32 protein-coding genes are annotated in these 26,418 nt (G+C 37.9%); 11 read left to right on the forward strand and 21 right to left on the reverse strand.

All coding sequences use genetic code 11. From position 1 onward, the window contains the following. The first annotated feature begins 100 nt into the window (after positions 1-100). The 4 genes from K3T81_RS04355 to K3T81_RS04370 all read left to right on the forward strand — a co-directional run bounded on the left by K3T81_RS04355 (position 101) and on the right by K3T81_RS04370 (position 2,721). On the forward strand, positions 101-826 hold the full coding sequence (locus tag K3T81_RS04355) for an alpha/beta hydrolase (protein ID WP_238018515.1): 726 nt from the start codon (positions 101-103) through the stop codon (positions 824-826). Positions 827-954: 128 nt separating this feature from the next. Continuing rightward, a complete protein-coding gene (locus K3T81_RS04360; protein ID WP_106896332.1) occupies positions 955-1,473 on the forward strand; it encodes a YjcG family protein in 519 nt (172 codons plus the stop codon). Continuing rightward, on the forward strand, positions 1,470-1,892 hold the full coding sequence (locus K3T81_RS04365) for a GNAT family N-acetyltransferase (protein ID WP_238018516.1): 423 nt from the start codon (positions 1,470-1,472) through the stop codon (positions 1,890-1,892). Before K3T81_RS04360 ends, K3T81_RS04365 begins: the two co-directional genes overlap by 4 nt. A 124-nt stretch (positions 1,893-2,016) precedes the next feature. After that, positions 2,017-2,721 (forward strand): YetF domain-containing protein, encoded by a 705-nt coding sequence (locus K3T81_RS04370; protein ID WP_238018517.1) that lies wholly within the window; start codon positions 2,017-2,019, stop codon positions 2,719-2,721. Between the two features lie 193 nt (positions 2,722-2,914). On the opposite strand, the gene K3T81_RS04375 is transcribed toward K3T81_RS04370, so the two are convergent. The 3 genes from K3T81_RS04375 to K3T81_RS04385 form a co-directional block, all read right to left on the reverse strand. After that, entirely contained in the window at positions 2,915-3,169 is a 255-nt protein-coding gene (locus K3T81_RS04375) for a hypothetical protein (protein ID WP_238018518.1), read from the reverse strand. A gap of 91 nt (positions 3,170-3,260) precedes the next feature. Beyond that, positions 3,261-3,467: a hypothetical protein gene (locus tag K3T81_RS04380; protein WP_238018519.1), complete on the reverse strand. Its 207-nt coding sequence runs from the start codon at positions 3,465-3,467 to the stop codon at positions 3,261-3,263. 179 nt (positions 3,468-3,646) lie between these two features. Next, positions 3,647-3,865, reverse strand: a complete 219-nt coding sequence (locus K3T81_RS04385) for a hypothetical protein (protein ID WP_106896327.1) — start codon at positions 3,863-3,865, stop codon at positions 3,647-3,649. Between the two features lie 192 nt (positions 3,866-4,057). Here K3T81_RS04385 and K3T81_RS04390 point away from each other — a divergent pair, with 192 nt between their 5' ends. Continuing rightward, positions 4,058-4,516, forward strand: coding sequence for a CotY/CotZ family spore coat protein (locus K3T81_RS04390; protein WP_106896326.1), 459 nt, complete (start codon positions 4,058-4,060; stop codon positions 4,514-4,516). 41 nt (positions 4,517-4,557) lie between these two features. Here K3T81_RS04390 and K3T81_RS04395 read toward each other — a convergent pair whose 3' ends face one another. Together K3T81_RS04395 and mgtE are read right to left on the reverse strand one after the other, a co-directional pair. After that, positions 4,558-5,148 (reverse strand): CotO family spore coat protein, encoded by a 591-nt coding sequence (locus K3T81_RS04395; protein ID WP_238018520.1) that lies wholly within the window; start codon positions 5,146-5,148, stop codon positions 4,558-4,560. Between the two features lie 122 nt (positions 5,149-5,270). Then, positions 5,271-6,653: a magnesium transporter gene (mgtE, locus tag K3T81_RS04400; protein ID WP_238018521.1), complete on the reverse strand. Its 1,383-nt coding sequence runs from the start codon at positions 6,651-6,653 to the stop codon at positions 5,271-5,273. Between the two features lie 421 nt (positions 6,654-7,074). Here mgtE and prpE point away from each other — a divergent pair, with 421 nt between their 5' ends. Beyond that, complete coding sequence (gene prpE / locus K3T81_RS04405; RefSeq protein WP_238018522.1) at positions 7,075-7,815, forward strand: bis(5'-nucleosyl)-tetraphosphatase PrpE; 741 nt, start codon at positions 7,075-7,077, stop codon at positions 7,813-7,815. A gap of 36 nt (positions 7,816-7,851) precedes the next feature. Here prpE and K3T81_RS04410 read toward each other — a convergent pair whose 3' ends face one another. The 3 genes from K3T81_RS04410 to yjbM form a co-directional block, all read right to left on the reverse strand. Beyond that, positions 7,852-8,724 (reverse strand): RluA family pseudouridine synthase, encoded by an 873-nt coding sequence (locus tag K3T81_RS04410; RefSeq protein ID WP_238018523.1) that lies wholly within the window; start codon positions 8,722-8,724, stop codon positions 7,852-7,854. Between the two features lie 134 nt (positions 8,725-8,858). Next, the gene (locus tag K3T81_RS04415; RefSeq protein WP_106896321.1) at positions 8,859-9,662 is read right to left on the reverse strand and encodes an NAD kinase; all 804 of its coding nucleotides are present in this window, start codon (positions 9,660-9,662) and stop codon (positions 8,859-8,861) included. 32 nt (positions 9,663-9,694) lie between these two features. Beyond that, entirely contained in the window at positions 9,695-10,303 is a 609-nt protein-coding gene (gene yjbM, locus K3T81_RS04420; RefSeq protein ID WP_106896320.1) for a GTP diphosphokinase, read from the reverse strand. Between the two features lie 183 nt (positions 10,304-10,486). On the opposite strand from yjbM, the gene K3T81_RS04425 reads away from it, so the two are divergent. The 3 genes from K3T81_RS04425 (at position 10,487) to K3T81_RS04435 (ending at position 12,500) form a co-directional block, all read left to right on the forward strand. Beyond that, positions 10,487-11,065, forward strand: coding sequence for a CYTH domain-containing protein (locus tag K3T81_RS04425; protein ID WP_238018525.1), 579 nt, complete (start codon positions 10,487-10,489; stop codon positions 11,063-11,065). A 140-nt stretch (positions 11,066-11,205) separates the two neighbouring features. Further along, positions 11,206-11,586 carry a globin domain-containing protein gene (locus K3T81_RS04430; protein WP_036573874.1) on the forward strand — a complete coding sequence of 127 codons (381 nt, stop codon included), beginning with the start codon at positions 11,206-11,208 and terminating at the stop codon, positions 11,584-11,586. Positions 11,587-11,603: 17 nt separating this feature from the next. Continuing rightward, on the forward strand, positions 11,604-12,500 hold the full coding sequence (locus tag K3T81_RS04435; RefSeq protein WP_106896318.1) for a ClpXP adapter SpxH family protein: 897 nt from the start codon (positions 11,604-11,606) through the stop codon (positions 12,498-12,500). Between the two features lie 568 nt (positions 12,501-13,068). Here the strand turns inward: K3T81_RS04435 and pepF are convergent. From pepF to spxA, 4 genes are all read right to left on the reverse strand, one after another. Beyond that, complete coding sequence (gene pepF / locus K3T81_RS04440; RefSeq protein ID WP_238018526.1) at positions 13,069-14,886, reverse strand: oligoendopeptidase F; 1,818 nt, start codon at positions 14,884-14,886, stop codon at positions 13,069-13,071. A gap of 135 nt (positions 14,887-15,021) precedes the next feature. After that, positions 15,022-16,197, reverse strand: coding sequence for a competence protein CoiA (locus tag K3T81_RS04445; RefSeq protein ID WP_238018528.1), 1,176 nt, complete (start codon positions 16,195-16,197; stop codon positions 15,022-15,024). Positions 16,198-16,336: 139 nt separating this feature from the next. Next, positions 16,337-17,044, reverse strand: a complete 708-nt coding sequence (mecA, locus tag K3T81_RS04450; protein WP_106896315.1) for an adaptor protein MecA — start codon at positions 17,042-17,044, stop codon at positions 16,337-16,339. A 376-nt stretch (positions 17,045-17,420) separates the two neighbouring features. After that, the gene (gene spxA / locus K3T81_RS04455) at positions 17,421-17,816 is read right to left on the reverse strand and encodes a transcriptional regulator SpxA (protein WP_036573885.1); all 396 of its coding nucleotides are present in this window, start codon (positions 17,814-17,816) and stop codon (positions 17,421-17,423) included. A gap of 396 nt (positions 17,817-18,212) precedes the next feature. Between spxA and K3T81_RS04460 the strand changes: the two genes are divergently transcribed. Together K3T81_RS04460 and K3T81_RS04465 are read left to right on the forward strand one after the other, a co-directional pair. Then, entirely contained in the window at positions 18,213-18,554 is a 342-nt protein-coding gene (locus K3T81_RS04460) for a P-II family nitrogen regulator (protein ID WP_036573887.1), read from the forward strand. A 28-nt stretch (positions 18,555-18,582) separates the two neighbouring features. Next, a complete protein-coding gene (locus tag K3T81_RS04465) occupies positions 18,583-19,953 on the forward strand; it encodes an ammonium transporter (RefSeq protein WP_106896314.1) in 1,371 nt (456 codons plus the stop codon). 166 nt (positions 19,954-20,119) lie between these two features. Here K3T81_RS04465 and K3T81_RS04470 read toward each other — a convergent pair whose 3' ends face one another. The 9 genes from K3T81_RS04470 to K3T81_RS04510 form a co-directional block, all read right to left on the reverse strand. Continuing rightward, on the reverse strand, positions 20,120-20,713 hold the full coding sequence (locus K3T81_RS04470; protein ID WP_036573890.1) for a GNAT family N-acetyltransferase: 594 nt from the start codon (positions 20,711-20,713) through the stop codon (positions 20,120-20,122). A gap of 155 nt (positions 20,714-20,868) precedes the next feature. Continuing rightward, a complete protein-coding gene (locus K3T81_RS04475) occupies positions 20,869-22,074 on the reverse strand; it encodes a putative glycoside hydrolase (protein WP_036573893.1) in 1,206 nt (401 codons plus the stop codon). 254 nt (positions 22,075-22,328) lie between these two features. Beyond that, entirely contained in the window at positions 22,329-23,114 is a 786-nt protein-coding gene (locus K3T81_RS04480; RefSeq protein ID WP_238018530.1) for a sulfite exporter TauE/SafE family protein, read from the reverse strand. A gap of 48 nt (positions 23,115-23,162) precedes the next feature. Then, complete coding sequence (locus tag K3T81_RS04485; protein WP_238018531.1) at positions 23,163-23,390, reverse strand: sulfurtransferase TusA family protein; 228 nt, start codon at positions 23,388-23,390, stop codon at positions 23,163-23,165. An 18-nt stretch (positions 23,391-23,408) separates the two neighbouring features. Then, entirely contained in the window at positions 23,409-24,539 is a 1,131-nt protein-coding gene (locus K3T81_RS04490; protein WP_238018532.1) for an MBL fold metallo-hydrolase, read from the reverse strand. 11 nt (positions 24,540-24,550) lie between these two features. Further along, positions 24,551-25,123, reverse strand: coding sequence for a sulfurtransferase TusA family protein (locus K3T81_RS04495; protein ID WP_238018533.1), 573 nt, complete (start codon positions 25,121-25,123; stop codon positions 24,551-24,553). A gap of 14 nt (positions 25,124-25,137) precedes the next feature. Then, entirely contained in the window at positions 25,138-25,437 is a 300-nt protein-coding gene (locus K3T81_RS04500) for a rhodanese-like domain-containing protein (protein WP_153004850.1), read from the reverse strand. 97 nt (positions 25,438-25,534) lie between these two features. Further along, positions 25,535-26,014, reverse strand: coding sequence for a DsrE/DsrF/DrsH-like family protein (locus K3T81_RS04505; protein ID WP_036573905.1), 480 nt, complete (start codon positions 26,012-26,014; stop codon positions 25,535-25,537). Positions 26,015-26,144: 130 nt separating this feature from the next. Then, the gene (locus tag K3T81_RS04510; protein WP_036573907.1) at positions 26,145-26,405 is read right to left on the reverse strand and encodes a metal-sensitive transcriptional regulator; all 261 of its coding nucleotides are present in this window, start codon (positions 26,403-26,405) and stop codon (positions 26,145-26,147) included. Positions 26,406-26,418 lie beyond the last annotated feature (13 nt).

The raw sequence follows: 26,418 nt of genomic DNA on the forward strand, positions 1-26,418 counted from the left end.
GTTTACAATAAGAAATACTAGGGAATCAGAAACCGAAATGCTCGAGTATGACTTCCTTAAAGAGAAAAGTATCCGACTTTTAAATATTGGGGGGTTCAAATTGGGAAGAAAAGGCTCCATGACAGAAAAGCAAATCGAAAGTAGCTATTTAAATGAAACGATGATTTTAAAACTCTATCAGCCAGAATCATTCTCACCATTATACAAATATAATATCTGTATCATGCAGGATGGAAATGATTATTACCAAATGGGGCGGATTGCTACCCTTAGTGATCGTCTTCATGCTTCTCATGAAATAAGTAATACCATCTTTGTCGGAATCCATTACAAAGACAAATATGATCGCAGAGAAAAATATCATCCAAATGGAGAACAGAACAAGGCATATTTTAAATTTTTGGTACATGAAGTCGTTCCTCTGCTAGATGACTTGCTCCCGACTTACCATATGGGTCAATCACGAGCACTTATAGGAGATTCATTAGCAGGTACACTTGCCCTCATGACCGCATTAAAATATCCACATACATTTGGCAAAGTCGTTATGCAGTCACCCTATGTAGATGAAACGGTCTTGCAGGCAGTTGAGGAAGCCACATCCATTCATGGGATTGATGTCTATCATACGATTGGTACAGCGGAAACGGCAGTTGATACAACAGATGGGCAAACCCTTGACTTTATTGAACCGAATCGAAAGTTACATGAGCTATTAACTGCAAAAGGACTTAGCTATGTGTATCATGAGCTAGAAGATGGAGAGCATACTTGGAAATACTGGCAACAGGATATGAAACGTTTACTTACTACTATGTTCGCATAACCTTAAACGATTTTGCTGAAAAATATAAAAATAATTACCTTGTTCCTTTTAATTTTGTTATAATATAAGGTACACTAAGCTGGTTCTTAAAAAGATACAGTCGTCAAAATATAGAGGAGGTTTTCATAATGAAATATGGAATAGCTATTTTCCCATCAAAAGCTGTACAAGATGAAGCAAATTCATACAGAATGCGTTATGACCCACATTATGCATTAATTCCACCGCATATTACGCTAAAGGAAGCCTTTGATGCTGACGAACAAACTGTCCATGAGTTTGTGACAGAGTTGAAGCATATTGCAAATGATACGGAACCATTTACAGTAAACATTCGAAAAGTAAGTACTTTTGCGCCTGTGACAAATACGATTTATTTAAAAGTAGAACCAAAGCAGGAATTGATCGATTTGTTTGAGAAAATGAACCGCGGTAACCTTCCAGGTAATCAGGAATTTGCCTTTGTTCCCCATATTACGATTGCCCAGAAGCTATCCACTGAAGAATATTCCGATGTATACGGTAGCCTAAAGATGAAAAACTTTGACTTAGAGGATAAAGTAGATCGTTTCCAGCTTCTTTACCAACTGGATAATGGTTCATGGACTGTCCACGACTCCTTTGTATTCGGAAAGGAAAAAGTTTGAATATAAACGTTGTAGAAACAGACGAACAATTAAAAGAAGCTTATCATGTACGTATGACGGTTTTTGTAAAAGAACAAAAGGTGTCACCGGAGGAAGAACTGGATGAACATGATAAAACGGCAACACATCTTGTAGGCTATGAAAATGATCAAGCAATCGCCGCTAGTCGACTGCGCTTCGTAGAGGAATACGGAAAACTAGAACGAATTTGTATACTAAAGGAACACCGTGGTAAAGCATTTGGTTCGCAAATGATTGCTGCCATGGAAGACATCATCTTATCCAAGGGATGTAAAAAGGCTAAACTTAATGCGCAAACCCAAGCACTCCCCTTTTATGAGCGCCTAGGGTACAAAACGATTTCCGGAGAATTTATGGATGCCGGAATCCCACATGTAACAATGGTAAAAGACTTGTAAAACACCTCCCTGTGGGGTGTTTTTTTCTCTTTCTCTATAACCTTTATCTAACAGATTGCTATATGAATAAGACCCCCTTTTTCGGGTAGGCTAAGGCTTAAATGCCTATAAGGGGGCAGCACCTTTGAATGATTATCTCTCTATGTTATTTGAAACACTGTTCGGGTTTGCAGCATTATTTTTACTTACGAAGGTATTGGGTAAAACACAAATTAGCCAATTAACACCTTTTGACTTTATTTCAGCCCTGATCCTTGGCGAACTTGTTGGGAATGCATTGTTTGATAAAGAGGCCGGTATTCCAGAGATTGCGTTTGTTATCATCTTATGGGGCGTGCTGTTGTATCTGACAGAAATTATCACGCAAAAGTGGAAAAGGACCCGTGCTTTCATGGAAGGTAGTCCTGATATTATTATTTATAAGGGTAAGCTTATCCGGGATACAATGAAGAAAAGTAAGCTTGACCTAAATCAACTCCAACATTTGTTACGCGAGAAAGATGTGTTTTCTATACAGGATGTAGAATACGCTATATTAGAAACAAACGGCAAAGTCTCTGTATTAAAAAAGGCTGCCAATCAAACACCAACAAAACATGATTTGAAAGTAGCAACACACGATGTCCACCTTGCCACGACACTTATTAATGATGGTGAAATTATTTTTGATAACCTGAAGGAAAAAAATCTCACAGAGGAATGGTTAATCGAAGAATTGCATAAACAAGACTATTCAAGCCCGAAGGAAGTATTCTACGCAGAATACATAAAGGATAAGCAACTATTCCTACTTCCATTTACAAACCGAGGACATAAGCGATTTAAATGAGAATGCAATAAAAATGCTTTAGTTAAAGAAAAATCCGAACTAGGATGTTTTTTCATCTAGTTCGGATTTTTCTGATGCTTGAAGAAGTGGCATTCTAATTAGCGTAGGAAATATTCTTAATCATTTGCCTTTTGACTGATTACATGTGATATTTCCCGTTCCACGAGACTCTCTTCGTTGAATATATAAAAGATTAAACACCTGCACTAAAATTCTTACCTTTACCGGTAATTTGCTCAAAAAACTTATTAGCATGTATATCTTTTTTTGAAGGAGATTGCTGTACTTGGCCATTTAGACGTTCATATTCTTTTTCGATACGTTGATGCTGTTCTTCTAAAATTACTTTGAAAGGTCTTTCAATATAGTGTGGATTTGGTTTTGTTTCCGTAATCCGGTTTTGGTAATCATTGTATTGGTAATGAGAGATTGGAAGAATATAGCCCATATAAGCGCCTCCTTTATAGATAATAAATTTGAGAAGTAAGCTATCTTAGTGGTTAGTTATTTATATATACCCTTTTATCTAAGAAGTATTCCTACAATTTCTCCATTGTCTTCTCTAATTCTTTTGCAAATTTCTCTACATCACTGATTTTAGATAAATACCCTTTCTCCCAAGCTTCAGCTTCCTTACTAAATTGGTTAAATTTAGACTCTGGTTGCTTTAGCCATTTTTCATTTTTTTCGAGATGTTTTTCAATATCCCGAATGTGTTGAAGCCACCTGGGTTCAGGTCCTTTCATCAAGAGCCCTCCTTTGTCATTAGAAAAACTTGCATTCGCTCACTCATTAGCGAAGGTTTACGTTTTTCTTATACTTGGGACTTCAAAATTCCAACGACGTCGTCATTTCTTCCTAGATAGAATTTCATGCATTCCGAACATAAAATAAAAAGCAGCTACAAAATAGCTGCCAGTTTCATTTAGAACCAACCGAAAGGATCTCTTCTTTCTTCTTTCTTCTCATCTGTTTTATTCTCAACGTCTTCCCTATATTCATGGTGTACATCTTCAGCTGCTTCTTCTTGAGTTCGGCCACCAAAAAATGGGTTACGATGATGCTGTCTCGTTGGTTCTATATAAACGTTATCCGCCTTTATAACAAGGTCTTTCACATGAATGACTTGTTTTCTCTCAGACACTAGCTTCCACTCCTTTTTCATGTATGTTCGTTATTAGTCTATGTTACAAAATTAGGCTGGTGTAGACATTCGCCCGTTTATACGGATAAATATCTAGATTATTTAGGGTGGATGCCCACACCATCTATGCGAAAACACATACTCTAGTAAAGACAAATGAGTCAATTTCATTTTTGAAGGGAGTAATAATTCATGGGTTGTGGAAAAGATTTTGAAACAGGAAACTGTGTTTGCGATATTCTTAGTGAAATAGTTGAGGCACAGAATGACGTCATTGAAAATTGTTGTGACACGAGCTGCGAACAGTCCATCACGGACTTACTGGGGGAAACAGATAACGGCAATGGTTTAGATACAGTTCCGGTAATCCTTTACTGTAAAGGAGACTGCAAACCATTCCAAGGGTACGGTGCACATCCAAGCAATATCGGATACGTTGTAAGCACCTTCTACTTTAGAGTGAAGAAAATCACCGATGATTGCTGTGCGGTTCTTGAGCTGTTAAGAGATCCTGGTGATGAAAATCCTTGTCCGAAGAATCCAGTGGACCAAGAAACAAAACCACTACGCGCGACTGGTATTTGTATGACTGTAGACCTTAACTGCTTCTGTCACGTAACATGTCTTCCTGCAGTTAATGCACTTAACTAAGGAAACGAAAAAGGCTCGAGGATTATATCCTCGAGCTTTTTTTAAAATCCTAATAATTTTATATGTTTGATGTCATCTAGGTTGATCTTTGTACTTTGTTTCCTGTTGCCTACTCTTATATATACATAGTTGTCCTCAGACCCGGTAATGACACCCCGGTAGGATCTTTCTCCTGTTCTAATTTCACAACGCATTTGTGGAGCATAGCTGGGTGTTGACACGAAGTACGCCACCTTCTCATCAATTGTCATATCTTTAAACTTCGGGCGTTCACTTTTTTCTGTTTCTGTTTCTGTTTCTGTTTCTGTTTCAGGATTTTTAGATTCCTCAATTAGCTCAGGAATTTTTTCCTCATGTTTTTGTTCCACACTTTCGTTAACTTCTGACTCAACCTTTTTCCATTTTTCCTGATGTAGTGCCTGTTCTTCTAAAAAACTGCGACGTCTAGCATGCGTATTGATTGGCCCTACAACCTCTTTTTTCTTTTGCTCAACCGGTTCTGGCTCTGCTGCTAGATGCTCCTTCTTTTCTGCATTTGTATAAGAGGTATATTGCATGGGAGCTTTTGGGTTACTTTCTTTTGGTTGGTGAATGTAAAGCAAGGGGTCTTTCGCAAATCGTTTCTTTGCCATTCGTGATCACTCCTTCCTTTCTCATTATATGAACCCATTTTTATAAATGTGTGAAAGAATTTTAATGGAATAATTGCCTAAACATACAAAAAAGCACTCTGTAGAAGAGTACTTTTTGTCTTTTAAGTTAACAATCCCATAAAGGCTGTTGCCATTCCAAAATAAATGAGGATGGAGATGATATCATTAATTGTTGTAATAAATGGACCAGATGCTACGGCTGGATCAATATTAAAGCGATCCATAATAATCGGGACAAGTGAACCAGCTAGTGTTGCCACAATCAAGGTGGCAAGAATAGAAATCCCGACCAGCAATCCGAGGAAAATATCTCCCTTCCAGAGATAGATAACCAATGTGATGACAATTCCGCAGACTGCTCCAGTAATTAATCCCGTTACTGCCTCTCGCAATATCAACTTGGTCTTGCCCTGCTTGCCGTAATCGCCTGTTGCCAGACCACGTACTGCTACAGCCAATGCCTGTGTACCAGTATTTCCAGCCATCCCGGCAATTAACGGAATAAAGATTGCTAGAACAGCAACTTGTTCGAGCGTTTGCTCAAACCTTCCAATGAGACTGGCAGTAAACATCCCTAAGAAGAGCAGAATGACTAGCCAAGGAAGCCTTTTTCGGGCTGTGACAAGGGCACTGTCAGCATGTCTTGTGGCTTCCGTTACACCAGCAAGGCGAGAATAATCCTCACTAGCTTCCTCTTCCATAACGTCCAAGATATCATCGACCGTAATAATTCCTAGTAGGTGTTCTTGAAAATCTACAACCGGAACTGCAAGAAAATCATAGTCACGAATCATTTGAGCAACTTCTTCTTGGTCCTTTGCAACGGAAACAGCAACAATCTTTTCATTCATCATTTCTTCCACTAATGTTTCCTCAGACGCAACTATTAAGTCCCGAAGTGAAAGGACACCGACTAATCGCTTATCTTCATCAACCACATATAAATAATAGATCGTCTCCGCATCAGGGGCTTCTTCTTTCAATAGTTTCATGGTCTGATCAGCAGTATAATGCTTGTATGTGGAGACAAACTCTGTCGTCATAATACTACCAGCGGTTTTTTCTTCATAATGAAGCAACTGTTTGATTTCATCAGCTGCCTCTTTATCCATAATTGTCAGTAGGCTTGCAACCTGGTCTTTGTCCAGTTCATTTAATATATCAACCGCATTATCTGCCGACATTTCAGAAAGCATCATGGATGACATTCTTGGGTCCATTTCGGCCACGATAAAGGTGGTATCTTCTAGATCGACATTTTCCATAACTTCCCCAAGCTCTTCTGGAGACAAATAAGTATAAATTTGCATACGGCATGCTTTTTCCTGCTCCATAAAGAACTTCGCTTGATCATATGGATGCATATCCAGAAATTCATCTCGAAATTCTTCTATTTCTTCATGCTCTAATGCATGCTGTAACTTTTTCCAGTGTGCTTCATACTGTACTTCGTATTCTTCGTCATAGCGATTATTGGATTCCATTGAGAAACATTCCTTCCGCTTGAAAAAGCAAGCTAACCTTTTTCTAAAAGCTTACTTATTCTTGGCAATTCTACATTCAACACTGACTTTCTATTCTATTTTGTGATAATAAAAGTCTAATATTTATTTTCCCTGTAAAGTAGCATTAAAACAATTTGGTTTCTAACTAAATAATGGATATAATAAAGTGAAACTTCAATAGTGGGAGGTTTCATTCTTCCCCACTGATTGTTAGTTGAACGAATCAGGGTATTAGCGTCCGTTTACTCCCACTGTTTCACTTCATGTTTTGAAGTTGGGAGTCTTACGGACGGTTACACCGGTATAAATGACAATTTCATTTTAGATTAGTTAGCAGGGACGCGATTTATGATAATCCAATTTTTACAGGAAAGCAAGAAAAATTATAAGGATGGGTATAATGGAAAAAGTAGATATTATCGGAGACGTGCATGGCTGTTATGAAGAACTACATAACTTGTTTGAAGAGCTTGGCTATCAAAAAGAAAAGGAATATAGCCATCCCGATGAAAGGATTCCTATATTCCTAGGCGATATTACTGACCGTGGTCCTCAATCGTTAAAGGTCATCGAGCTTGTCTACCACCTTGTTATTATACAGAAAAAAGCTCGTTATGTACCAGGAAATCATTGCAATAAGCTCTATCGTTTTTTTCTCGGTAATAAAGTCCAGCAGCGTCATGGTTTGGAGACAACTGTAGAAGAATACAACCAGCTTTCTAGAAAAGAACAAGCAGAAGTTAGACAAAAATTTATGACATTATACGAAAACGCCCCATTATATCTGCAGCTTCCTAAGATGAAAGCTATCGTTGCTCACGCTGGCATAAAAGAGGAATATATTGGTCGCTCGGATAAAAAGGTCAAAACCTTCATACTTTACGGGGATATTACCGGTGACTTTACAGAGGATGGAAGGCCTGTAAGAAAAGACTGGGCAAAAGAATACGAGGGCGCAGACTGGATCGTTTATGGACACACACCTGTCATGTCACCAAGAATCGTCCACCGCACGATTAATATTGATACAGGTTGTGTATTTGGCAATGCATTAAGTGCCTTTCGACTACCTGAAAAAGAAGTTGTGAATGTTCCATCAAAACAGCCTTTAATGAAAGAGAAATTTACTTATTTTGATTAATTAATTTAGCATAGTTCCTCTTAAGTTAGCTTCTCTTTACAAAAGCTGTTTCAAGTCTTGTGGCAGTTCCTGTTGAAAATGTATGTCCTCATTCGTTATAGGATGTTTAAAGCTAAGTGCATAACAGTGCAAAGCCTGTCTCCCGATCCATTTGTCATCTCCCCCATATAAGGTGTCGCCTACTAACGGGTGACCAACATAACTGAAATGAACACGGATCTGATGTGTGCGTCCTGTTTCCAACTGAATTCTTACCAGTGAATAGTGGTCGAATTCCTTATCTATTTCATAGTGAGTAATGGCCTGTTTCCCATCCTCCCGTACTGTTCGTTCAATAATAGAGCCTTCTTTACGTTCAATTGGTGCATTAATTACACCCTTTTTGTCTGAAGGGATTCCTTCAATGACTGCCTGGTATTGCCGTTTCACTTTTCCATCCTTTTGGAAAGCTGATAACCGGGAGTGACTGTAACTATTTTTAGCCACTAGCATTAGCCCTGAGGTATCCCTGTCCAAACGTGTCACAATATGAACCGTGTTCGTGACGTCATGGTTTTTGTAATGGCCAAGTAATGCATTAGCTACTGTTCCTGTAGGCTGTTGTAATGACGGGATAGAGAGCATTCCAGCAGCTTTGTTCAAGACGAGCACAGCATCGTCTTCGTATACGATGGATAACGGTGTATCTTCGGGTTCCATATAAGCTCCAATTTTTTCTTGGGGAAATTCTACTACAAGCTTGTCTCCTTCTTTTAATTCATACCTTACATTCTGGTTTGTACCGTTAACGAGGATGTTTCCTCCATTAAATTTAATAGATTTAATCATTCGCCTCGAAAACCCGTGTTCTCGCTGTAAGTATGTTCGAATAAGTAATCCTTCATGTATTTTTCTAATAATCCATTCCATTTTAATGCTTCTCCTTCATTGCAAGAAATCTTTGTGTAAGATTGTACTTATTTACTTTATAGTTGCTATTAAATATCAAATTAAATCACTATTTATGCGTGAAAGCAAATGTTATGAGCCAAGGTTTCATGACCCTAGCTATTTTCTTCTGCTACAAAGGAGTCGCGTACTCTGTTCCAAAATGGAAATTGACGAAATCTTGCGAAGCGGATACGTTCTTCAGCTACCCGACACTGAATGGATTCTACATTAGTGTAATTTGTTGTAAAATGGTCGATTGCAATTAGAAAACTACGATCAACGGTTGGTCGTAGAATGCATGGATGGTGTTTCGGCAGGATTAACGGTGAACCAATCGTACGGAAAACACGGTTATTAATAGATGCCATTTCTGTTAACTGGATCGCATCGAGTGATGGGTGAATAATAGCACCACCAAGTGCTTTGTTATAAGCCGTACTTCCAGAAGGTGTAGAAATACAAAGGCCATCCCCTCGGAAGGTCTCAAACCGCTCTCCCTTTATTTCTACATCAAATACAACGGATCCGTCTGCTGTTTTAATCGTCGCCTCATTAAGTGCAAGAAAAGTATCTTTGCTTTCGCCTGTCTTCGAGCGTATCGTCACTTCTAATAATGGATATTCCACAATCTGAAAAGGAGTTTTAGCAATCTCGATAATCAATTTTTCCACTTCTTCAGGGACCCAATCTGCGTAAAACCCTAAGTGTCCTGTGTGTATTCCAATAAACGAAGTTTTACTCAATCGATGAATATACCGGTGGAATGCTTCAAGAAACGTGCCATCCCCTCCAATAGAGATAACCAACTCAGGTTCTTCCTTATCATATTCTAAATCAAAATCAGTCAAATACTGTTTCATCGTCGCCTTCAGTTTATTTGAACGATCATCGCCCTTTGATACGATAACAAACTTCATGTATTCATCCTCCTAATTGAAATCAGGCTTTATTATTTCCGGTGGAACATTCTCTGGGCTTCCTGCACTTCACTTTTAATTTTAGACATTTCTTCATCTAGCTTAAACGCCGCTTCTGCTGCACGTTGTAATCTTTCTTTTACCTCAGTTGGTATCCTGCCTTTATACTTATAATTTAGAGAATGCTCATTTGTTGCCCAGAAGTTCATGGCTAATGTTCTAATTTGAATTTCTGCCATAAGAATTTTCCTACCATCAATAGTTTCTACAGGATATTCGATTATTAGATGATAGGATCTGTATCCACTATTCTTTTTCTCTGAGACATAATCCTTCTCTTCTATAATCGAAAGGTCATCGCGGCTTCGGAGCATCTCTACAATGGTATATATGTCATCAACAAACTGACAGACTACTCGTAACCCTGCAATATCCTGTATTTTTTGTTCAATATCAGTCATTTTAATCTGTCTACTTTCAGCTTTTTCCAAGATACTTGGAACAGGTTTAACTCTACCTGTAATAAATTCTATTGGTGAATGCCTTGATTCATATTCAAACTGTTTTCGTATTCCTTTAAGTTTTACTTTTAATTCCTCTACTACCTGTATATAAGGTGCAAGCAACGCTCCCCAATTCACAATTAACACCACCTGATTTTCTTCTAAAACGCGCAATAAAGCCGTTTAGCTCTATGTACGAATCGTCAGGATATAATTCCCATCCTATTGTACCATAATCTAACACAATGGCTAATCTTTGCATATTTGCTTCGCATTAGCCATAATCAATACTAACCAATTTAAAATAATGGAGAGAATAATGTGACACAGGAAATTGAGATTGAATATAAAAATATACTAACAAAAAAAGAATTCGAGTTACTATTAAATATGCTTCCTTTTTCAATAGAAGGTAAAACACAAACAAATTACTATTTTGAAACAAAGGATTTTCGTTTAAAAGAGAATGGAGCAGCACTGCGAATTAGAGAGAAGCAAGGAGCTTACCAACTTACTTTAAAGGAACCAAATGAGAAGGGATTACTAGAGACGCATGACACCTTGTCCGAAGAGGAAGTGGATAAGTGGTTGAGTGGAAAGCCAATAGAAAAAGAGCATACGCAAAAACAGCTAGATAAATGGAATATTACACCATCTACGCTAACGTACTTTGGTGCCTTGACAACAGTTCGACGAGAAATTCCGTATCGAGATGTTTTACTCGTACTTGATTATAGTACGTATAACGGGCAGGCCGATTATGAACTAGAGCTTGAAGCACCGTCAGAGGAAGTTGGCAGATCCGTGTTTCAGTCGCTACTTAAACAATTTGCTATACCTGAGCGTAAAACACCTAATAAAATACAGAGATTCTTTCAATCCTTGGATACAAAAGAATAGCTTAAAGGCTTCATACAATCAGATTATTTGCCCGCAATCCCTTCCGTTGCTACAATATATACAAACTTTAAATCAAAAGCACTAACACATCTTTTATAGGGATGGTCTAGAAGCTTTTATAATAGCAAGGGGAATTTTCGATGAGAGAGACTGGAACAATGTTTGAGGCAATTGGTGGTTATGAGACCATTGAACGACTCGTCAATGCGTTTTATAAGCGTGTCGCCGTTAATACGGAACTTATCCCTATATTCCCGGAAGATCTGACAGAAACAGCAAGAAAACAAACATTATTTTTAACTCAGTTTTTTGGTGGGCCTTCATTATATTTGGAGGAACGTGGGCATCCTATGCTTAGAAGAAGGCACTTACCCTTTAAAATAACTCCCAAAAGACGTGATGCCTGGTTAGAATGCATGGCGCAAGCATTAGTCGAAGCTGAAATAGAGGAACCATATCGCACAGCTATATATGAAAAATTAACGATGACTGCTAACCACATGATGAACACACCAGAATAACAGAAAGGAGAATCGATGTGAGCTGGAATCAAACAGAGCTAAGCTCAACACATGCCAACACATCGGGAAATTACAGCTTTTTTGATGTTCTGCAAAAACCAATTGAGATGTATGTTTTCGTTGACCCTCTTTGTCCAGAATGCTGGGCGCTGGAGCCCTATATAAAAAAGCTTTCTATTGAATACGGTCGTTTTTTCACTGTTCGTCCTATCGTAAGTGGCCATATCAACACGTTAAATAGAGATCAATTTGATAAACCGAAACGACTAAGAGATATATGGGAAAAAACTGCGAAACGAACAGGAATGAGCTGTGACGGGGATTTATGGATCGATAACCCGGTCACATCGCCTTGGCTTGCTTCCATTGCTATTAAAGCAGCGGAACTGCAAGGAAAAAAGGCTGGAAGACAATTTCTACGTAAAATCCAAGAAGAAGCATTTTTAAATAAACAGAACATTTCAGATGAATCGGTACTCCTGAAATGTGCAGAAAGAGCGAATTTAGATACAGCAGAATTCCAAAGTGACTTATACTCCTCTTCTGCAAAGAAAGCATTTCAATGTGACCTTAAGTTAACCCAAGAAATGGAAGTTGACTATATCCCAACGATCGTTTTCTTTAATCAAATGGTAGAAGAACAAGGTATTAAGGTTTCTGGGCTCTATCCTTATGAAATTTATGTACGTGTATTACAAGAAATTTTACGCATTCATCCTATTCCATCAGAGAAGCCATCACTTGAAGATTTTCTAGCACACTATAATATCGTTGGTAGCAAGGAAATCTCTGTTGTATATGACTGGAGTCAAGCACAAACAGAAAAAGAAATGAAAAAACTGCAGTTGAAACAAATTGTAGAAAGAATTCCTGTTAAGTACGGTTCTTTTTGGAAATATATTGGTAAACGATAAAGACTTAAGCCTTTTAGAAGGCTTATTTTTTTATGTATGATTAGATCCTCTCTCCTTCCCTTTTATACAGGATGGGGGGGCTTTATAAAAATAGAGGATATACGGGGCAGCGTATATCCTCTATATCTCTCTTTGTATAAATAAACAAAGGGGGATGGGAGAAAGTTTCATGATTCAAACAAAGGGGTTTTGTTTGTTCTCATCTTACAAACTAACTATACCAAGTTTGCTCTTATGTTTCAATAAGTATGTTCACATTTTCACAGAAGTGTCACACTTCTAAATTACGTCTAAAAAACATAAGCATTATCATATGCAAACAAAATAAAAATGTGATAGGAGGACCTTCTGTGCAAGGCTTATTTCCCTTTTTTTTCCTTGTCCTGACCGTGTTCGCGTTCTTTTTAAACATCCTCGGTTTAATGGACGTCATCCCACTTTACCTTACATTACCAATCTTATTTATTTGCATCTATTTAACCGTTTATTCATTCACAAATAAAAAGGTTTATCGCGGGATGAGATAGCAAAACAGGATGATCATTTGACCATCCTGTTTTTTGTTTGTTTAATTTTGTTGAGATAATAGTTCTTCCATTTCATTCAGCTTTTCTTCAAAGACATCTAGCGCATCTAAAATAGGTTGTTTAGATGTCATATCCACCCCTGCCTGTTTTAAGACTTCGATTGGGTAATCACTACTTCCAGCTTTCAAGAAGTTAAGATAGCGATCCACTGACCCGTCTTCTTTAGCAAGGATTTTGTTGGCAAGTGCTGTAGCTGCAGAATAGCCTGTAGCATATTGGTACACATAATAATTGTAGTAGAAATGCGGAATACGGGCCCACTCAAGTCCGATCTCCTCGTCAGATACAACTGCATCTCCAAAATATTTTCTATTTAGCTCATAATAAAGCTCTGTTAGTCTCTCAGCTGTCAACGCTTCCCCATTTTGCATCCGCACATGGATATCATGCTCAAATTCTGCAAACATTGTTTGACGGAAAACTGTTCCACGGAATCCTTCCAGAAAATGATTTAACAGGTATAGTTTTTCCTTTTCATCTTCTGTTGTTTTTAGTAAATGATCATTAAGTAATGCTTCATTACATGTAGAAGCAACTTCTGCAACAAAGATGGAATAATTACCGTAACGGTACGGTTGATTCTTTCTTGTATAATAACTATGCACAGAATGACCGAGTTCATGCGCAAGTGTAAACATATTGTTCACATTGTCCTGCCAGTTCAACAGAATATACGGATTTGTACCATAAGCTCCTGAAGAGTATGCACCGCTACGTTTACCTTTATTTTCTTCTACGTCAATCCAACGGTTCTCATAGCCTTCTTTAACAATGTTAAGGTATTCTTCTCCGAGTGGCTCTAATCCTTCTAAAACGACTTTCTGAGCCTTTTCGTATGGAATTTCCATGTCGACATCTTGCACAAGCGGTGTAAAGAGGTCATACATATGCAATTCATCCAATTTCATTACCTTTTTGCGAAGTGCAGCATAACGATGTAACAATGGTAGCTTTTCGTTTACAGCTTCCACAAGATTGTCATATACCTGCTCAGGAATATTGTTATTGTCCAATGCAGCTTCTCTTGCAGAGTTATAGTTGCGCACTTTTGCATAAAAGTTATCCTTTTTAACGTTACCATTTAATGTGGAGGCGAAAGTGTTTTTAAACTCACCATACTTTCCGTACATTGCTTTAAATGCTTCTTCACGGACGCGTTGATCTTTAGATTCAAGAAAACTAATATAGCGACCATGGGTTAGCTCGACTTCCTCCCCTGATTCATTTTTAATACGAGGGAATGTCAAATCAGCATTATTTAGCATACCAAATGTCTGAGAAGCACTAGACATCGGCTCTGAAGCCTCAGCTAGCAATGCCTCTTCCTTTTGACTTAGAACATGAGGACGTTGTCTTGTAATCTCATCAAGTGTTTTCTTATAAGCCTGCAAACCTTGATTTTCCTTGAGAAAAGCCTCGACCTTTCCTTCTTCCATAGCCAAAATTTCTGGTACAACAAAGCTCATCTCACTTGAAGCTTGTGTCAATACATTTTCCGCTTTTGCGTTTAAACCCTGATACCATGAGTTAGTTGTATCCTCATCGTAACGCATATGCGCATATGTATAAAGCTTACCAAGACGTTGAGATAATTTGTCCTGTAGCTGTAGCATGTTGTACAAACTGTCAGCAGAATCAGATAATTTACCCTGGAACTCTGCTATTTGTGGAATATCCTTTTGTAGTTGCGCCAATTCTTCGTCCCATGCCTGATCGGTTTCAAAAATGTCTTCCAGTTTCCAGGTCAAATATACAGGAAGTTCATTACGTTTTGGTAACTCTTTTGTCGATTTAGCCACTAATATTCCTCCTTTTTTCTCTTTAACTAGTTCTTACAATTCAATGTAGGAGCCCTGATTATAAACCCACTATAATTAGTATATCGAATTCAAGCGGAATAATGCTCGTATTTTGCTTAGGGTCCCGAAATTATTTCACCAAATTTTACTTAAGAATTGTAGAGTCAATTCATTATCCGCCTTGATAGCGTCTTCCACAGAGGAAAAATAGGATATGGGGCTGAGCTTCTGGTATTGGTTAGAAGTCATTTCGCAAAAGTATCCGAGCTGACAAAGGAGCTGCATATACTCTGCAATGGGATTTGAGAAGTGTTTTATGAGCGGAAAGATACCTCGAGGATGTTGGACCTGTCTTAGCACAGCATTGAGTCTATTAAGAGAAATTGTTCCACCGATCGGTAAAGGAGACAGTACCTCGATCACGAGCTTACTCTGCCATTTCCAAAGAGGCTGCCTCATAAAATGCTGAGAAGGCACTGGGATGTGGACGATAGTGGGTAGAAAATCACGATGTAGGCCTTTTTCATAGAGCCATTTATGCCATTTCGACTCTGAACCGAACTGCCTTATTGGACTTATCCTGAAACGCGCTTTCTCTTTTTTCCATAACCTCCACAGTGTTTGTCTCTCGAAGTTACGAAAATGAAATAGTTCAGGAAACTGTATGGCCTGAAGCATACGAATTTGAATTAATCCAAAAGCAAGGCCGTTACCTATACTATATATGTCCATTAAGTTGATAAGTTGAATTGTATGTGGACAAAAGAAGTAAATAATCGGTGGGGTTGCCGCGGTAAATTGGTGTATAAATAGCTGTAGGAAAGCATCCAGTTTAAAACCGTTTGTTGATTTTCGTTTTAGTAGCTGCTCCCCCATAATCCAAATTGGGGTAATTCCTGCTTGTTTATAGCCGTTATTACGTTTAATGATAACTTCTGGCGGAATTCGAGCACATTGAAATTCAATCGCAATCATTTTATTGCCGGCCGTCAATAAAATATCCGGACGTTGCTGAATTTCTGGTAAATAGGCTTCTAATTTCACTTGTAACTGTTGGGCCTTCAACCATTGATATAGCAGAAGTTTTCCTTGTTCATGATAGGCACTTTCTCCATTCTCTGAAGTAATACAGGCATCAGCATGATGGTGGGCAAAATGGGGTATTAATTTTTTACCGGCCTTTGCGATTACCCTGCTTCCACATACAGGACAAGTAAATGTCTGCTTCTCTAATTTAAGTTGCTTGAGCTCAGCCGATGTCAGGATGGCAAGTGTGATGAGCTCTCCCCCACTTGATTTAGCCTGAAGCATCCGATAAATCACCTCCTCACCATCCTTCATTCGACATTAACGGAGTAATTCCTTCTTTAAATAATAGAAATATTCACTACTGCCATAAGGATGCTAATGAAAGTACGTAACAAAAAAAGACACTCTAATTACAGAGTGTCTATGCTTTGGCTGGAAAATACTTACGTACTTGCTCAAACGTTTTTTCTTCAAATATTCTCTTACCGTATTCTTCAAGGAGATGGATTGTTAGTTCCGAATCTTTTCCAAATTCGAATACCTGACTGATAATATCCTCCTGTGCATTCTCATCTAATAAATCTTGTGAGAATTCAAGATAGAGATAGTAGTCATTATCAAAGTGATAAAGCGTTTCTTCAGCACTTCCTTCAAAGTTCTCAAAATAGTGACTTAGTTGTATAACATCTTCAAAGTCCTTGAATTTGACGATAATCCATAGGTTAGCTGCTTCTAGCTCTTCATTGCCTTCTTCTTCAGTTGTTTCGTCGTCTAGTTCATTCGTTTTACCAAACTTTTCTTCAAGCATGTTTTCAATGTTTTTATTTACTGAGAAACCGGAAGTATTGCCATCTTCTTCAGAAAGCTGAATGCTTTCCCCATTTTTAGATATATTCGCATTCGTTACAATAATTTCAAGGCCTTTTTCCAATGCTTGGACTTGAATCCATAATGGACCTTCCACATTGAAACCTTCTTTATAATTTACCTCATCCATCATCTGCCAAAAGAGCTGTTCACTGCGCTCACGGTTATACCAAATTTCTTCTCTTTCGAAACCACGGTCTTCAATGTCCATGTAAGAAATATAAAATTTCACCGTATTCTCATTAATTCTTTCTATTTCCATCGATAGTTCTCTCCCTTCTGGTCATAGTTTATAGGTGGAAGAGATAGCTTCACCTTAATCTATATAAATAAACCCTGTATTTCTATTACCCAAAATAGCCTGTCTCTAACCATTAGCTAATTAGCATATTCTCCTTATATGGAAGGATGATTTCCTACTCTCATTGTATGATACTACATAAGTATTTGGAAATTAATATGCCTATATATTATAAATAGTTAGTAACATATTCTAAACTATTTCCCCTAATTTGTCACGATGAATTTTTTGACAATATTATAACGTTTTCAAAATAGCACCAAAAAACCTGCACACCATGAAAAACGCGGATCATTTAAAATGAACCGCGTTTTTATTATTCATTTTTATTTTACGATTAGTTTACCATGCGTTGCGCTTCACGTAACTGGAATGTGCGCACTGTTCTTGGTAAGAATCTGCGAATCTCATCTTCGTTATACCCAACTTGCAGACGCTTTTCATCTAAGATTATTGGTCTTCTCAATAATCCAGGGTTTTTCTGGATCAAATTAAACAGATCCTTCATTGGTAATTGATCAATATTAACGTCCAATTTTTGAAAGACTTTTGACCGTGTTGATATGATCTCATCAGTTCCATCTTCCGTCATACGTAAAATTTCCTTGATTTCATCCAGTGATAATGGCTCGGAAAATATGTTACGTTCCGTAAACGGGATATCATGTTCTTCTAACCATGCTTTTGCTTTTCTGCAAGATGTACAACTTGGTGAGGTATAAAGTGTTACCATATAAAACTTCACTCCTCATTCTAAAGTGGGTTGAATTCATTTCATAACATTGAACAACTTATTAAATTAAAATAAGTTTAATTAACCCTTTATGTAAATTATACTACATTTGTCAAGCGAAAGGTAGAGGGTATACGAGAAAATAGGGTTTTTTTATAAAATGTTCATGAAATGTTTTTAATTCGTTACTTGTAAGGTACCCCAAAACATTTTCAAATAAACCACTTACATGAAAAAATTCTCAATTCGCTTATAAACCGTGTAAACGATTACTTTTAAATATTCAAAAAACTTATGGAAAAGTACTTGCATTTTGCCTTGTTTCCTTTTATGATAATTAACATAACTTGCTGTGTTAGGTTTCCTAACATCAATAAAAGAAAGGGTGTGTTAAGGATGAAAAAGATCGAAACAATTATCCGACCTGAAAAGTTCCAACCATTGCGTAATGCATTGTCGTCTATTGGAATTGGCGGATTGACCGTTACAGAAGCAGCTGGAACCGGAAAACAAAAAGGGCAAACTGGTGTGTTTAGAGGGACCACTTTCCAAATACAATTACTACCGAAAATCAAGGTAGAAATGATTGTAGAGGACAATCAGCTTGATGAAATTGTATCCATTATTCTCGAGACCTGCAGTACTGGTAATATCGGCGACGGGAAAATCTTTGTTTCTTCTGTCGAAGAAGTAATTCGAATTCGCACTGGAGAACGTGGCAACGAAGCTGTTATTTAGTTCCATATCTTAAAAAGGAGGACGAATCATGTTAAAGAAAAGTTTGTTATTATCACTATTCCTATTCTTAGTTGCATCACCTGTCTATGCCGCACCAACTACCGAATCCTTGCAAATTTCAGTTGACCTAGTGTGGGTTATGTTCGCAGCATTCTTAGTGTTTTTCATGCATGCTGGATTTGCAATGGTCGAGTCAGGGTTTACTCGTGCAAAAAATTCACTTAATATTCTGATGAAAAACTTTTTAACTATAAGTCTAGCATCCATATTATTCTTTGTGGTCGGCTATGGGCTTATGTTTGGAACAACTGCCGGTTCTATAATTGGTATTGATGGCTTTCTATTAAGCGGCGTGGAAGATATTGGATTCTTCGTATTCCAGGCTATGTTTGTTGCAACATGTGCAACAATAATTTCCGGGGCTGTTGCCGAACGTATGAAGCTAGGAAGTTACATTTTATTTGTCATAGCAATGACAAGCGCTATCTACCCGGTTGTTGGACATTGGATCTGGCAGGGTGATGGTTGGTTAACAAATCTAGGCTTCAGTGATTTTGCTGGCTCTACAGTAGTACATTTAACAGGGGCAGTCGGTGCGTTAACTGTCGTATTATTCCTTGGACCACGTATTGGAAAGTATACAGGCAAGAAAGTGAATGTCATACCAGGTCACAACATTCCATTAGGTGCACTGGGTGTGTTTATACTTTGGCTTGGGTGGTTTGGCTTTAATGGTGGGAGCACACTTGCCGCAGATCCAACGCTCGTTCCAATGGTAATCGGCACAACACTTCTTTCCACTTCTGCAGCTTTAGTATCCACTGCTGCTTATACAAAATTCCGTTTTAAACGTGTTGATGCTTCCCTATCATTAAATGGTGTACTCGCCGGGTTAGTTGGTATCACTGCAGGTACAGCAGAGATTTCCCTTGCAGGATCTATTCTGGTCGGATTAATTTCCGGGGTGGTACTTGTAGAAGGGATACGTTTCCTAGATACGAAGCTACGAATTGACGACCCAGTTGGCGCTATTACCGTTCATGGAATCTGTGGAGTTTGGGGTACACTTGCGGTCGGACTCTTCTCCACCTCTACAGGACTTTTTTATGGCAATGGTTTCTCCCAGTTAGGTATACAGTTAATCGGAGTGCTTGCGGTTATTGCCTGGACCATGTTAACTGTAGGAGCATTCACTTTCATCCTTACCCGCTTCTCTTCTATTCGTGTATCGGAAGAAGAAGAAATTGCAGGACTTGATTTTGCAGAACACGGTTCTAACGCATATGAATTAAAAGAAACATTACTAACAGACGAGGCTTTGCCATTAAAGAATGGACTTGGCTTAGCTGATCGGCTTAACAATCTATCAGTGGGGCGTACGGAAAAAAAATCATCATAAAAAAAAGATTAGATGAATTGTAGCTTACACGTAAAGTGGGCACTTAAAAAAAGTATTGAAAAAAGGGAATACAAAGGCCGAACAATCATTCGAATCTTTATGGAGAATCGAATGCTGTTCGGCCTTTGCTCATTTTATTTTATTTGGACCTAAACATATTTAGGCTTTATGCTTTTTCAGTTGTTCCTAGACCTTTTAAAATATCGTCCCGGGCATTGTCTTCATCATAGCTCAATACTTCATCCACCGGCTGATATGCACGGCCGTAGATTTCTTCATCTTTATACGTATGAATATCTTCATACATTTTCTTCATCTGTTCAAAAATAACTTCTTCTGTTTCATTGTTTGGAGACCAGAATAATATCTCCATTGGGGTTTCCTCATTTGTCGCTAATGAACGACGGTTATACCCTATTGATTGCGCATGAGTAAAGCCTTCCCTATGATAGAAATGCAGACGCTTTTCTGTATCTGTATCCTCATAATCTACAGGTTCAACTTCTAAGATAATCGGCTTGTTTTTCTTCTTTAGCTTATCAATTAACTTATGGCCAATTCCTTGACCACGCGTTGCTGCAGATACCCATAGATAATCGATAAAGAGAAACGAATCAAACTCTGCATACATTAAAACATGCTTGGGGCTTTCGTCTTTGTAGTAGACATCCCCCTTTTCTTTTAAAAGCATCTCCATATGCTTTTTTGATTTCATCTCTTCTACCGGAAAATACTTATTTAACTTTTCATACCAATTCATTGATCTACTCCTTATTTTTAGTAGTCCTCTCTAGTATAACGAATAATCTTGCTTTTGTTAAATCGTTACCAAAAAATGTACGTCTGCATATTTTGTCCGTTTGTTTTTAAGCCATACGAAAAGCAGCTCTCTGTCAGGGAGAGAGCTGCTTAACCTTATTCTTTATATCCTATTTTATAATCAACGTTTTCTGTATAACTGTTACCTGAATTCCAAAGCAAGAATTCATTAATGCCACTTTCATGTAATGCCTTTATTTGTGCCTCAACCTCTGCTTTGCCATATTGCTTCGTTGGACCGCTGTATAGCCATGGCGCTTCAAAATCTTGGATCCATGGTCGTGATACTGGTGGCTCTTCCAATGCACCTAGTACTTCATTCTCTACTTTGGCATACTCCTTCACAAGCTTATACGGTTCTTTATCTGGAACTTCAATACCAAAATAAGAAGTCCAATGGCTTGGATAAATCATAGAGGAGATGACATCCACGTTGTCAGAAATTTTGGAGAAGTTTTGCCCAATGCCTGGTGCTTCTTCAATCGTTGCAGCATAACCGAAAATATCAACAGCCACATCAACATCATAATTGGACATTTCTTCCTTTGCATAAGCAACAAAGTCTGTCACTGCTTGTACACGTTTCTTGATATTATTCATATCAGATTCCGCATAATCCCCCATGGAGTATTCTAATTCATCATCTCTACTTTCAAAGCCTTCCGGAAAACGAACATAGTCAAATTGGATTTCTTGGAAGCCCATCTCTGCAGCCATTTTCGCGATGCCTACATTATACTCCCATACTTCTTTTTGAAAAGGACTTACAAATGCTTCCCCTTTTCCGTTAACCCAGACCTTGCCGTTTTCCTTAAAGGAAAGTTCAGGTCTTTCTTTTGCTAGAACCGAATCTTTAAACACTACAACTCTCGCGATAGGGTATATCCCCTTCTCTTCTAGGGTTTTCATCATTGCTTCAGGATCATCAATGAAATTCTTCGCGATGTCTTCATATGGAGAACCTTCTTCTGGCTTGAACGTAAGATTTCCATTATCTTCTTTTACATCAATAACCATTGCATTAAGGTCTGTGCTTTCAATCATGTCCACTAAAGATTCAAAACGACTTCCGCCTGCTGAATTTCCTGTAACATAAAGACCGCGAACCGCATCAGGGTATTCAAATTCGTAACCTGAATCATATGTAAATCGCTTCATGTTATCAATTGCTAAGGGCTTAATGCTCGTTTGCCGTTCCTTATGAGAGCTTACCGTCTCTTCTGCAGCTACAGTGTCTATGGAGAGCACACTTGGCAGTAGAAGCGTCATCATCGTTGTCATTGTTAGTAGTTTTTTCCCCATCCTATCAATCTCCCATTTTTATATTTAAATCTAGTATAAAGGATTACCTGTTAAAATTGGAAGGATTATACTAGAATTTGTCGAAAAGTCGGTTGGTAACTATTACCCTTAATGGGAGATACAATAACCTGTTTAGGAATTTTTCTACTTGATAACGAGGAATAGTTTGACCCTTTTGTGAATAGCCAAATACTCAAACGGGTTCTGTATAATAGCCATCAATAAAACCAACCTCAGGAGAGATTGGTTTTATGTTAACTAACAATGTCTAGCCAAATTTTAATTGCAGTTCCAAAAATTAAGATTGCCAAAATCCATTGTAAAATTTTTGTATTCACTTTTTTCCCGAAATGCGCCCCTAAAGGTGAGGCGATTAAACTTGCAATAATCATGATCAAGGCAGGTATAAACATTACTTGTCCAGTCATTAGTTTACCGGTTGTCGCGCCTATCGAAGAAATAAACGTTATAGCCAAAGATGTTGCAATGGTCATTCTTGTAGGGATCTTTAAAACCAGAAGCATAATTGGCACTAAAATAAATGCTCCTGCTGCCCCTACAATCCCTGCCCCAATACCGACTAAAAAGGCTAGAAATGACGCCACCCATTTATTAAAGGTTACCTGTTCCAACGGAATATCGTCGATTCCCTTTTTCGGCATGAACATCATAATTGCAGCAATGGTCGCTAGCAATCCATAAACAAGATTTACTCCGACATTCGTCATAAACTGCGATCCGTATCCACCAATAAAACTTCCAAGTAAAATACTTATTCCCATATATATAATTAGTGTTTTGTTTAAATATCCTCCCTTACGGTATGCCCAAACACCACCTATTGTTGCAAATAAGACTTGAACTGCACTAATCCCAGCAACTTCATGTGCAGTGAAAGTCGTCAAACCAACCAGGGATGGGAGATATAATAGCATTGGATATTTAATAATTGATCCACCGATTCCTACCATTCCTGAAACAAAGGAACCGATAAAGCCAATCAGAAAGATAGTTACGATAAAAATAAAACTATATTCCATAATGCAGTCCCTCCTTATAGGAGGGGACCCATACTAATGAGTCTCCTTCTATCCTTTTTTAATCCAAAATTTTAATACATTATCTTCTTCAGTGTCTTTTAACAGTTCATGGCCACCAGATTTTGCCCATGCGGTGAGGTCACTTTTGGCCCCTTTATCAGTTGCATGAACCTCTAGTATTTCCCCTGAGTTAAGTTCTTCCATTGTTTTTTTCGTTTTTACAATCGGCATTGGACATGCTAATCCTTTTGCATCTAATACTTTCTTTACTTCCATTCTTTTCTCCTCCTTGTATTAACCTTCAACCGCACAACGGTTCGGTCCTATTTCCATTTCTTTTTGTTCTTCGTGTTCTGGAGTTATTTGACCCAGGTTTGTTTGACGAATATCCTGATAAGCATTCGGTTGTGGTGGAAGGTTTTCAGTTACCATTTTTCGGAATACTCCTTCATCCTCAACCTGTAAACCTGAATTTTTACTATATAGATCTCCTAAACGAGCAGACACTTTACCGCCTTCTCCTAATTCTTCTGCAAATGAATAGTGGGCTGGTAGCACAACTAAATCATCGGAAAGTTCCTTGTAGCGATTATAAAGTGTGTTACGAAGATCACCTACCCAGTCTTCTGCCAAACCAGCTAAGTCTGGACGACCAATTGATTTCACAAATAGAATATCACCTGTTAATAAATACGTATCATCAATAATAAATGACGTACTACCAATCGTATGACCTGGTGAGTATACTGGATGGACTTTTACTGCTGTATTTCCTACAATAATGTCATTTCCTTCTTCTAATGGCGTATAATCAAACGTCACCTCAGTAGCATCTTTGGGTGGCAGGTGATACTTTCCATCTACTTTACTTGCAAGGCTAAGGCCACCAGAAATATGGTCGGCGTGTAAGTGTGTATCTATCAAATGTTTAATTTGAATACCCTGTTTTTCTGCAAAATTTTCATATACATCTGTCATTCGTGCTGTATCGATGATAGCTGCTTCTCCGTTTGATTCAATGAAATAAGATAGACAGCCTTTTCCTAGACGTACAAATTGATACAACGAACCACCATCGGTTAAATCACCAATTTTCACTGGCTCCAGATGCTCACTCCATGCTTTCATACCACCTTCTAGGCTGTAAGCATTTATAAAACCAGCTTCTTCTAGTAAGTCTGCAACCATCTCTGAGGAGCCACCTTTTGCACAAACAACAATTATTTCCTTATCCTTCTCTAACCTACTCGAAACTGGTTCGACATCATCTAATAGATTGAAGTACGGCTCGTTAATGACCTCTACCTTACCACCTTCAATTTTCCAATTATCAAATTCATCTGTATTGCGTACATCTAAAATTAACGTTTTCTCATGATTAATTACTTTTTTCGCTAGAGTTTTAGTTGAAATTGTTTTAGCCATACATTTCCCTCCTAGTTATTTTTGTTTGTTGGACCTTCCCAGTTAGACATACCAGGTACAATGTTTTTCACATTTTTATAGCCGTTTGCTTTCAACTTTTGTGCAGCTAAATCACTTCGACTTCCTGTTCGGCAAATAATGTGTAGTTCTTCATTTTGGTCAATCTCTGAAAGTCTTTCTTCTAGTTCCCCGAGGGGTATATTTTTAGCACCAGGTATATGACCAAAGGCAAACTCTGCTGGTTCGCGGACATCCACAATAGCAAGCGACTCTCCAGCATCTATTTTATTACGAAGTATTCGCAAGTCCATGATAGCTTCGTGCTTAGTATCTTCTTTTGTTTCTTCCTCACTTGCTTTTCTTAAATAGTGCTTCAATACTTCTCCATCTATTACTGTTCCCAAATACTGGTGCCCTGTACTATCTGCCCACGCTTTTATATCAGCTGTAGAACCTTTATCAGTTGCTTGCACCTCAATTACCTGACCTGGTTCCAAATTAGTAATTGCTTTCTTCGTTCTAACAATCGGCATCGGACATGCCAAACCTTTTGCATTTAAAATTTCATTTGCAGTTATATTCATATAATCTCCTCCTCTTATTTCTCTACTCCGTCTTCCCAAGCAAGCATGCCACCTACCATATTGGTAACGTCATAACCTTGATCACTTAAGAATGCACATGCCTTCCCACTTCTTCCACCAGATCGACAAACAATAAAATGTTGTTTATCTTTATCTATTTCATTTACTCGCTCAGGTATTTGTCCTAAAGCTATATGAAGAGCGCCAGGAATTTTACCTTGAGCAACCTCATCTACTTCTCTCACATCGATTATGCTCAATGTTTCTTCTTCCTTTAACTTCTTTGCTAGTTCTTTTGCAGTGATTTCTTTCATTACTATTTATCCCTCCATTTTTCTCAGTTCTATACTTTCTTACAACTACTCTTTTATACCCTCGCATACACCCAGGGTATTATTGTTTACAAAAAAATTATATAAATAAATTTACATTGCCCTGTTCAGCATCACCAATATATGCTGCGACTCCAGCATAATCAATACCATCCAACAATTCTTCCTGTTGCAAACCAAGTAAATCCATTGTCATTGTACAAGCAATCATTTTCACATTTTGTTCCTGTGCCATTTCCACTAATTGAGGTAATGTCATAGCATTGTGTTTCTTCATTACGTGCTTAATCATTTTAGGGCCCATTCCTAAGTAGTTCATTTTAGAAAGCCCCATTTTATCAGCACCTCTCGGCATCATTTTACCGAACATCTTCTCCAAAAATCCTTTCTTTAATGGAATTTGGTTTTCTTTACGAAGTGCGTTCAGTCCCCAGAAAGTATGAAAAATAGTAACCTCATGATCATACGCAGCAGCGCCATTAGCAATTATATAAGCTGCCATTGCTTTATCATAATCACCACTAAATAATACGATTGTTGTTTTCTTTTTATCTGACATATCCTTCTCTCCTTTTGTTATATACATATACACGTAGGGGTATATGTATTGTTTAAAAAAAATAGAGTTATATAACCATAACCCTATTTTTAGGTTAAAGACTTAGAAATAATTTGTCAATCCTAACAAGTTATCGGCTTCTTACTAGTAAATTGACAGCCTCTTTGATCAGATCTTCTGAACTTTCTCCTTTATCCTTTTCCTCACGGATACATTGCTCAAGATTTGTGCTAACAATTAATGCAGCTGTACGGTCTAAAGCACTTCTTACTGCTGTCATTTGCGTCACAACATCACGACAGTCTTTTTCTTCTTCAATCATTTTTAATAGTCCTCTAACTTGTCCTTCAATACGCTTCATTCTGTTTTTAACTTTTGTATCATATTCCATTTGTTTTCACTCC

It is taken from the genome of Oceanobacillus jordanicus, assembly GCF_022095695.1.
GTDB classification, from domain to species: domain Bacteria; phylum Bacillota; class Bacilli; order Bacillales; family Amphibacillaceae; genus Oceanobacillus_B; species Oceanobacillus_B jordanicus.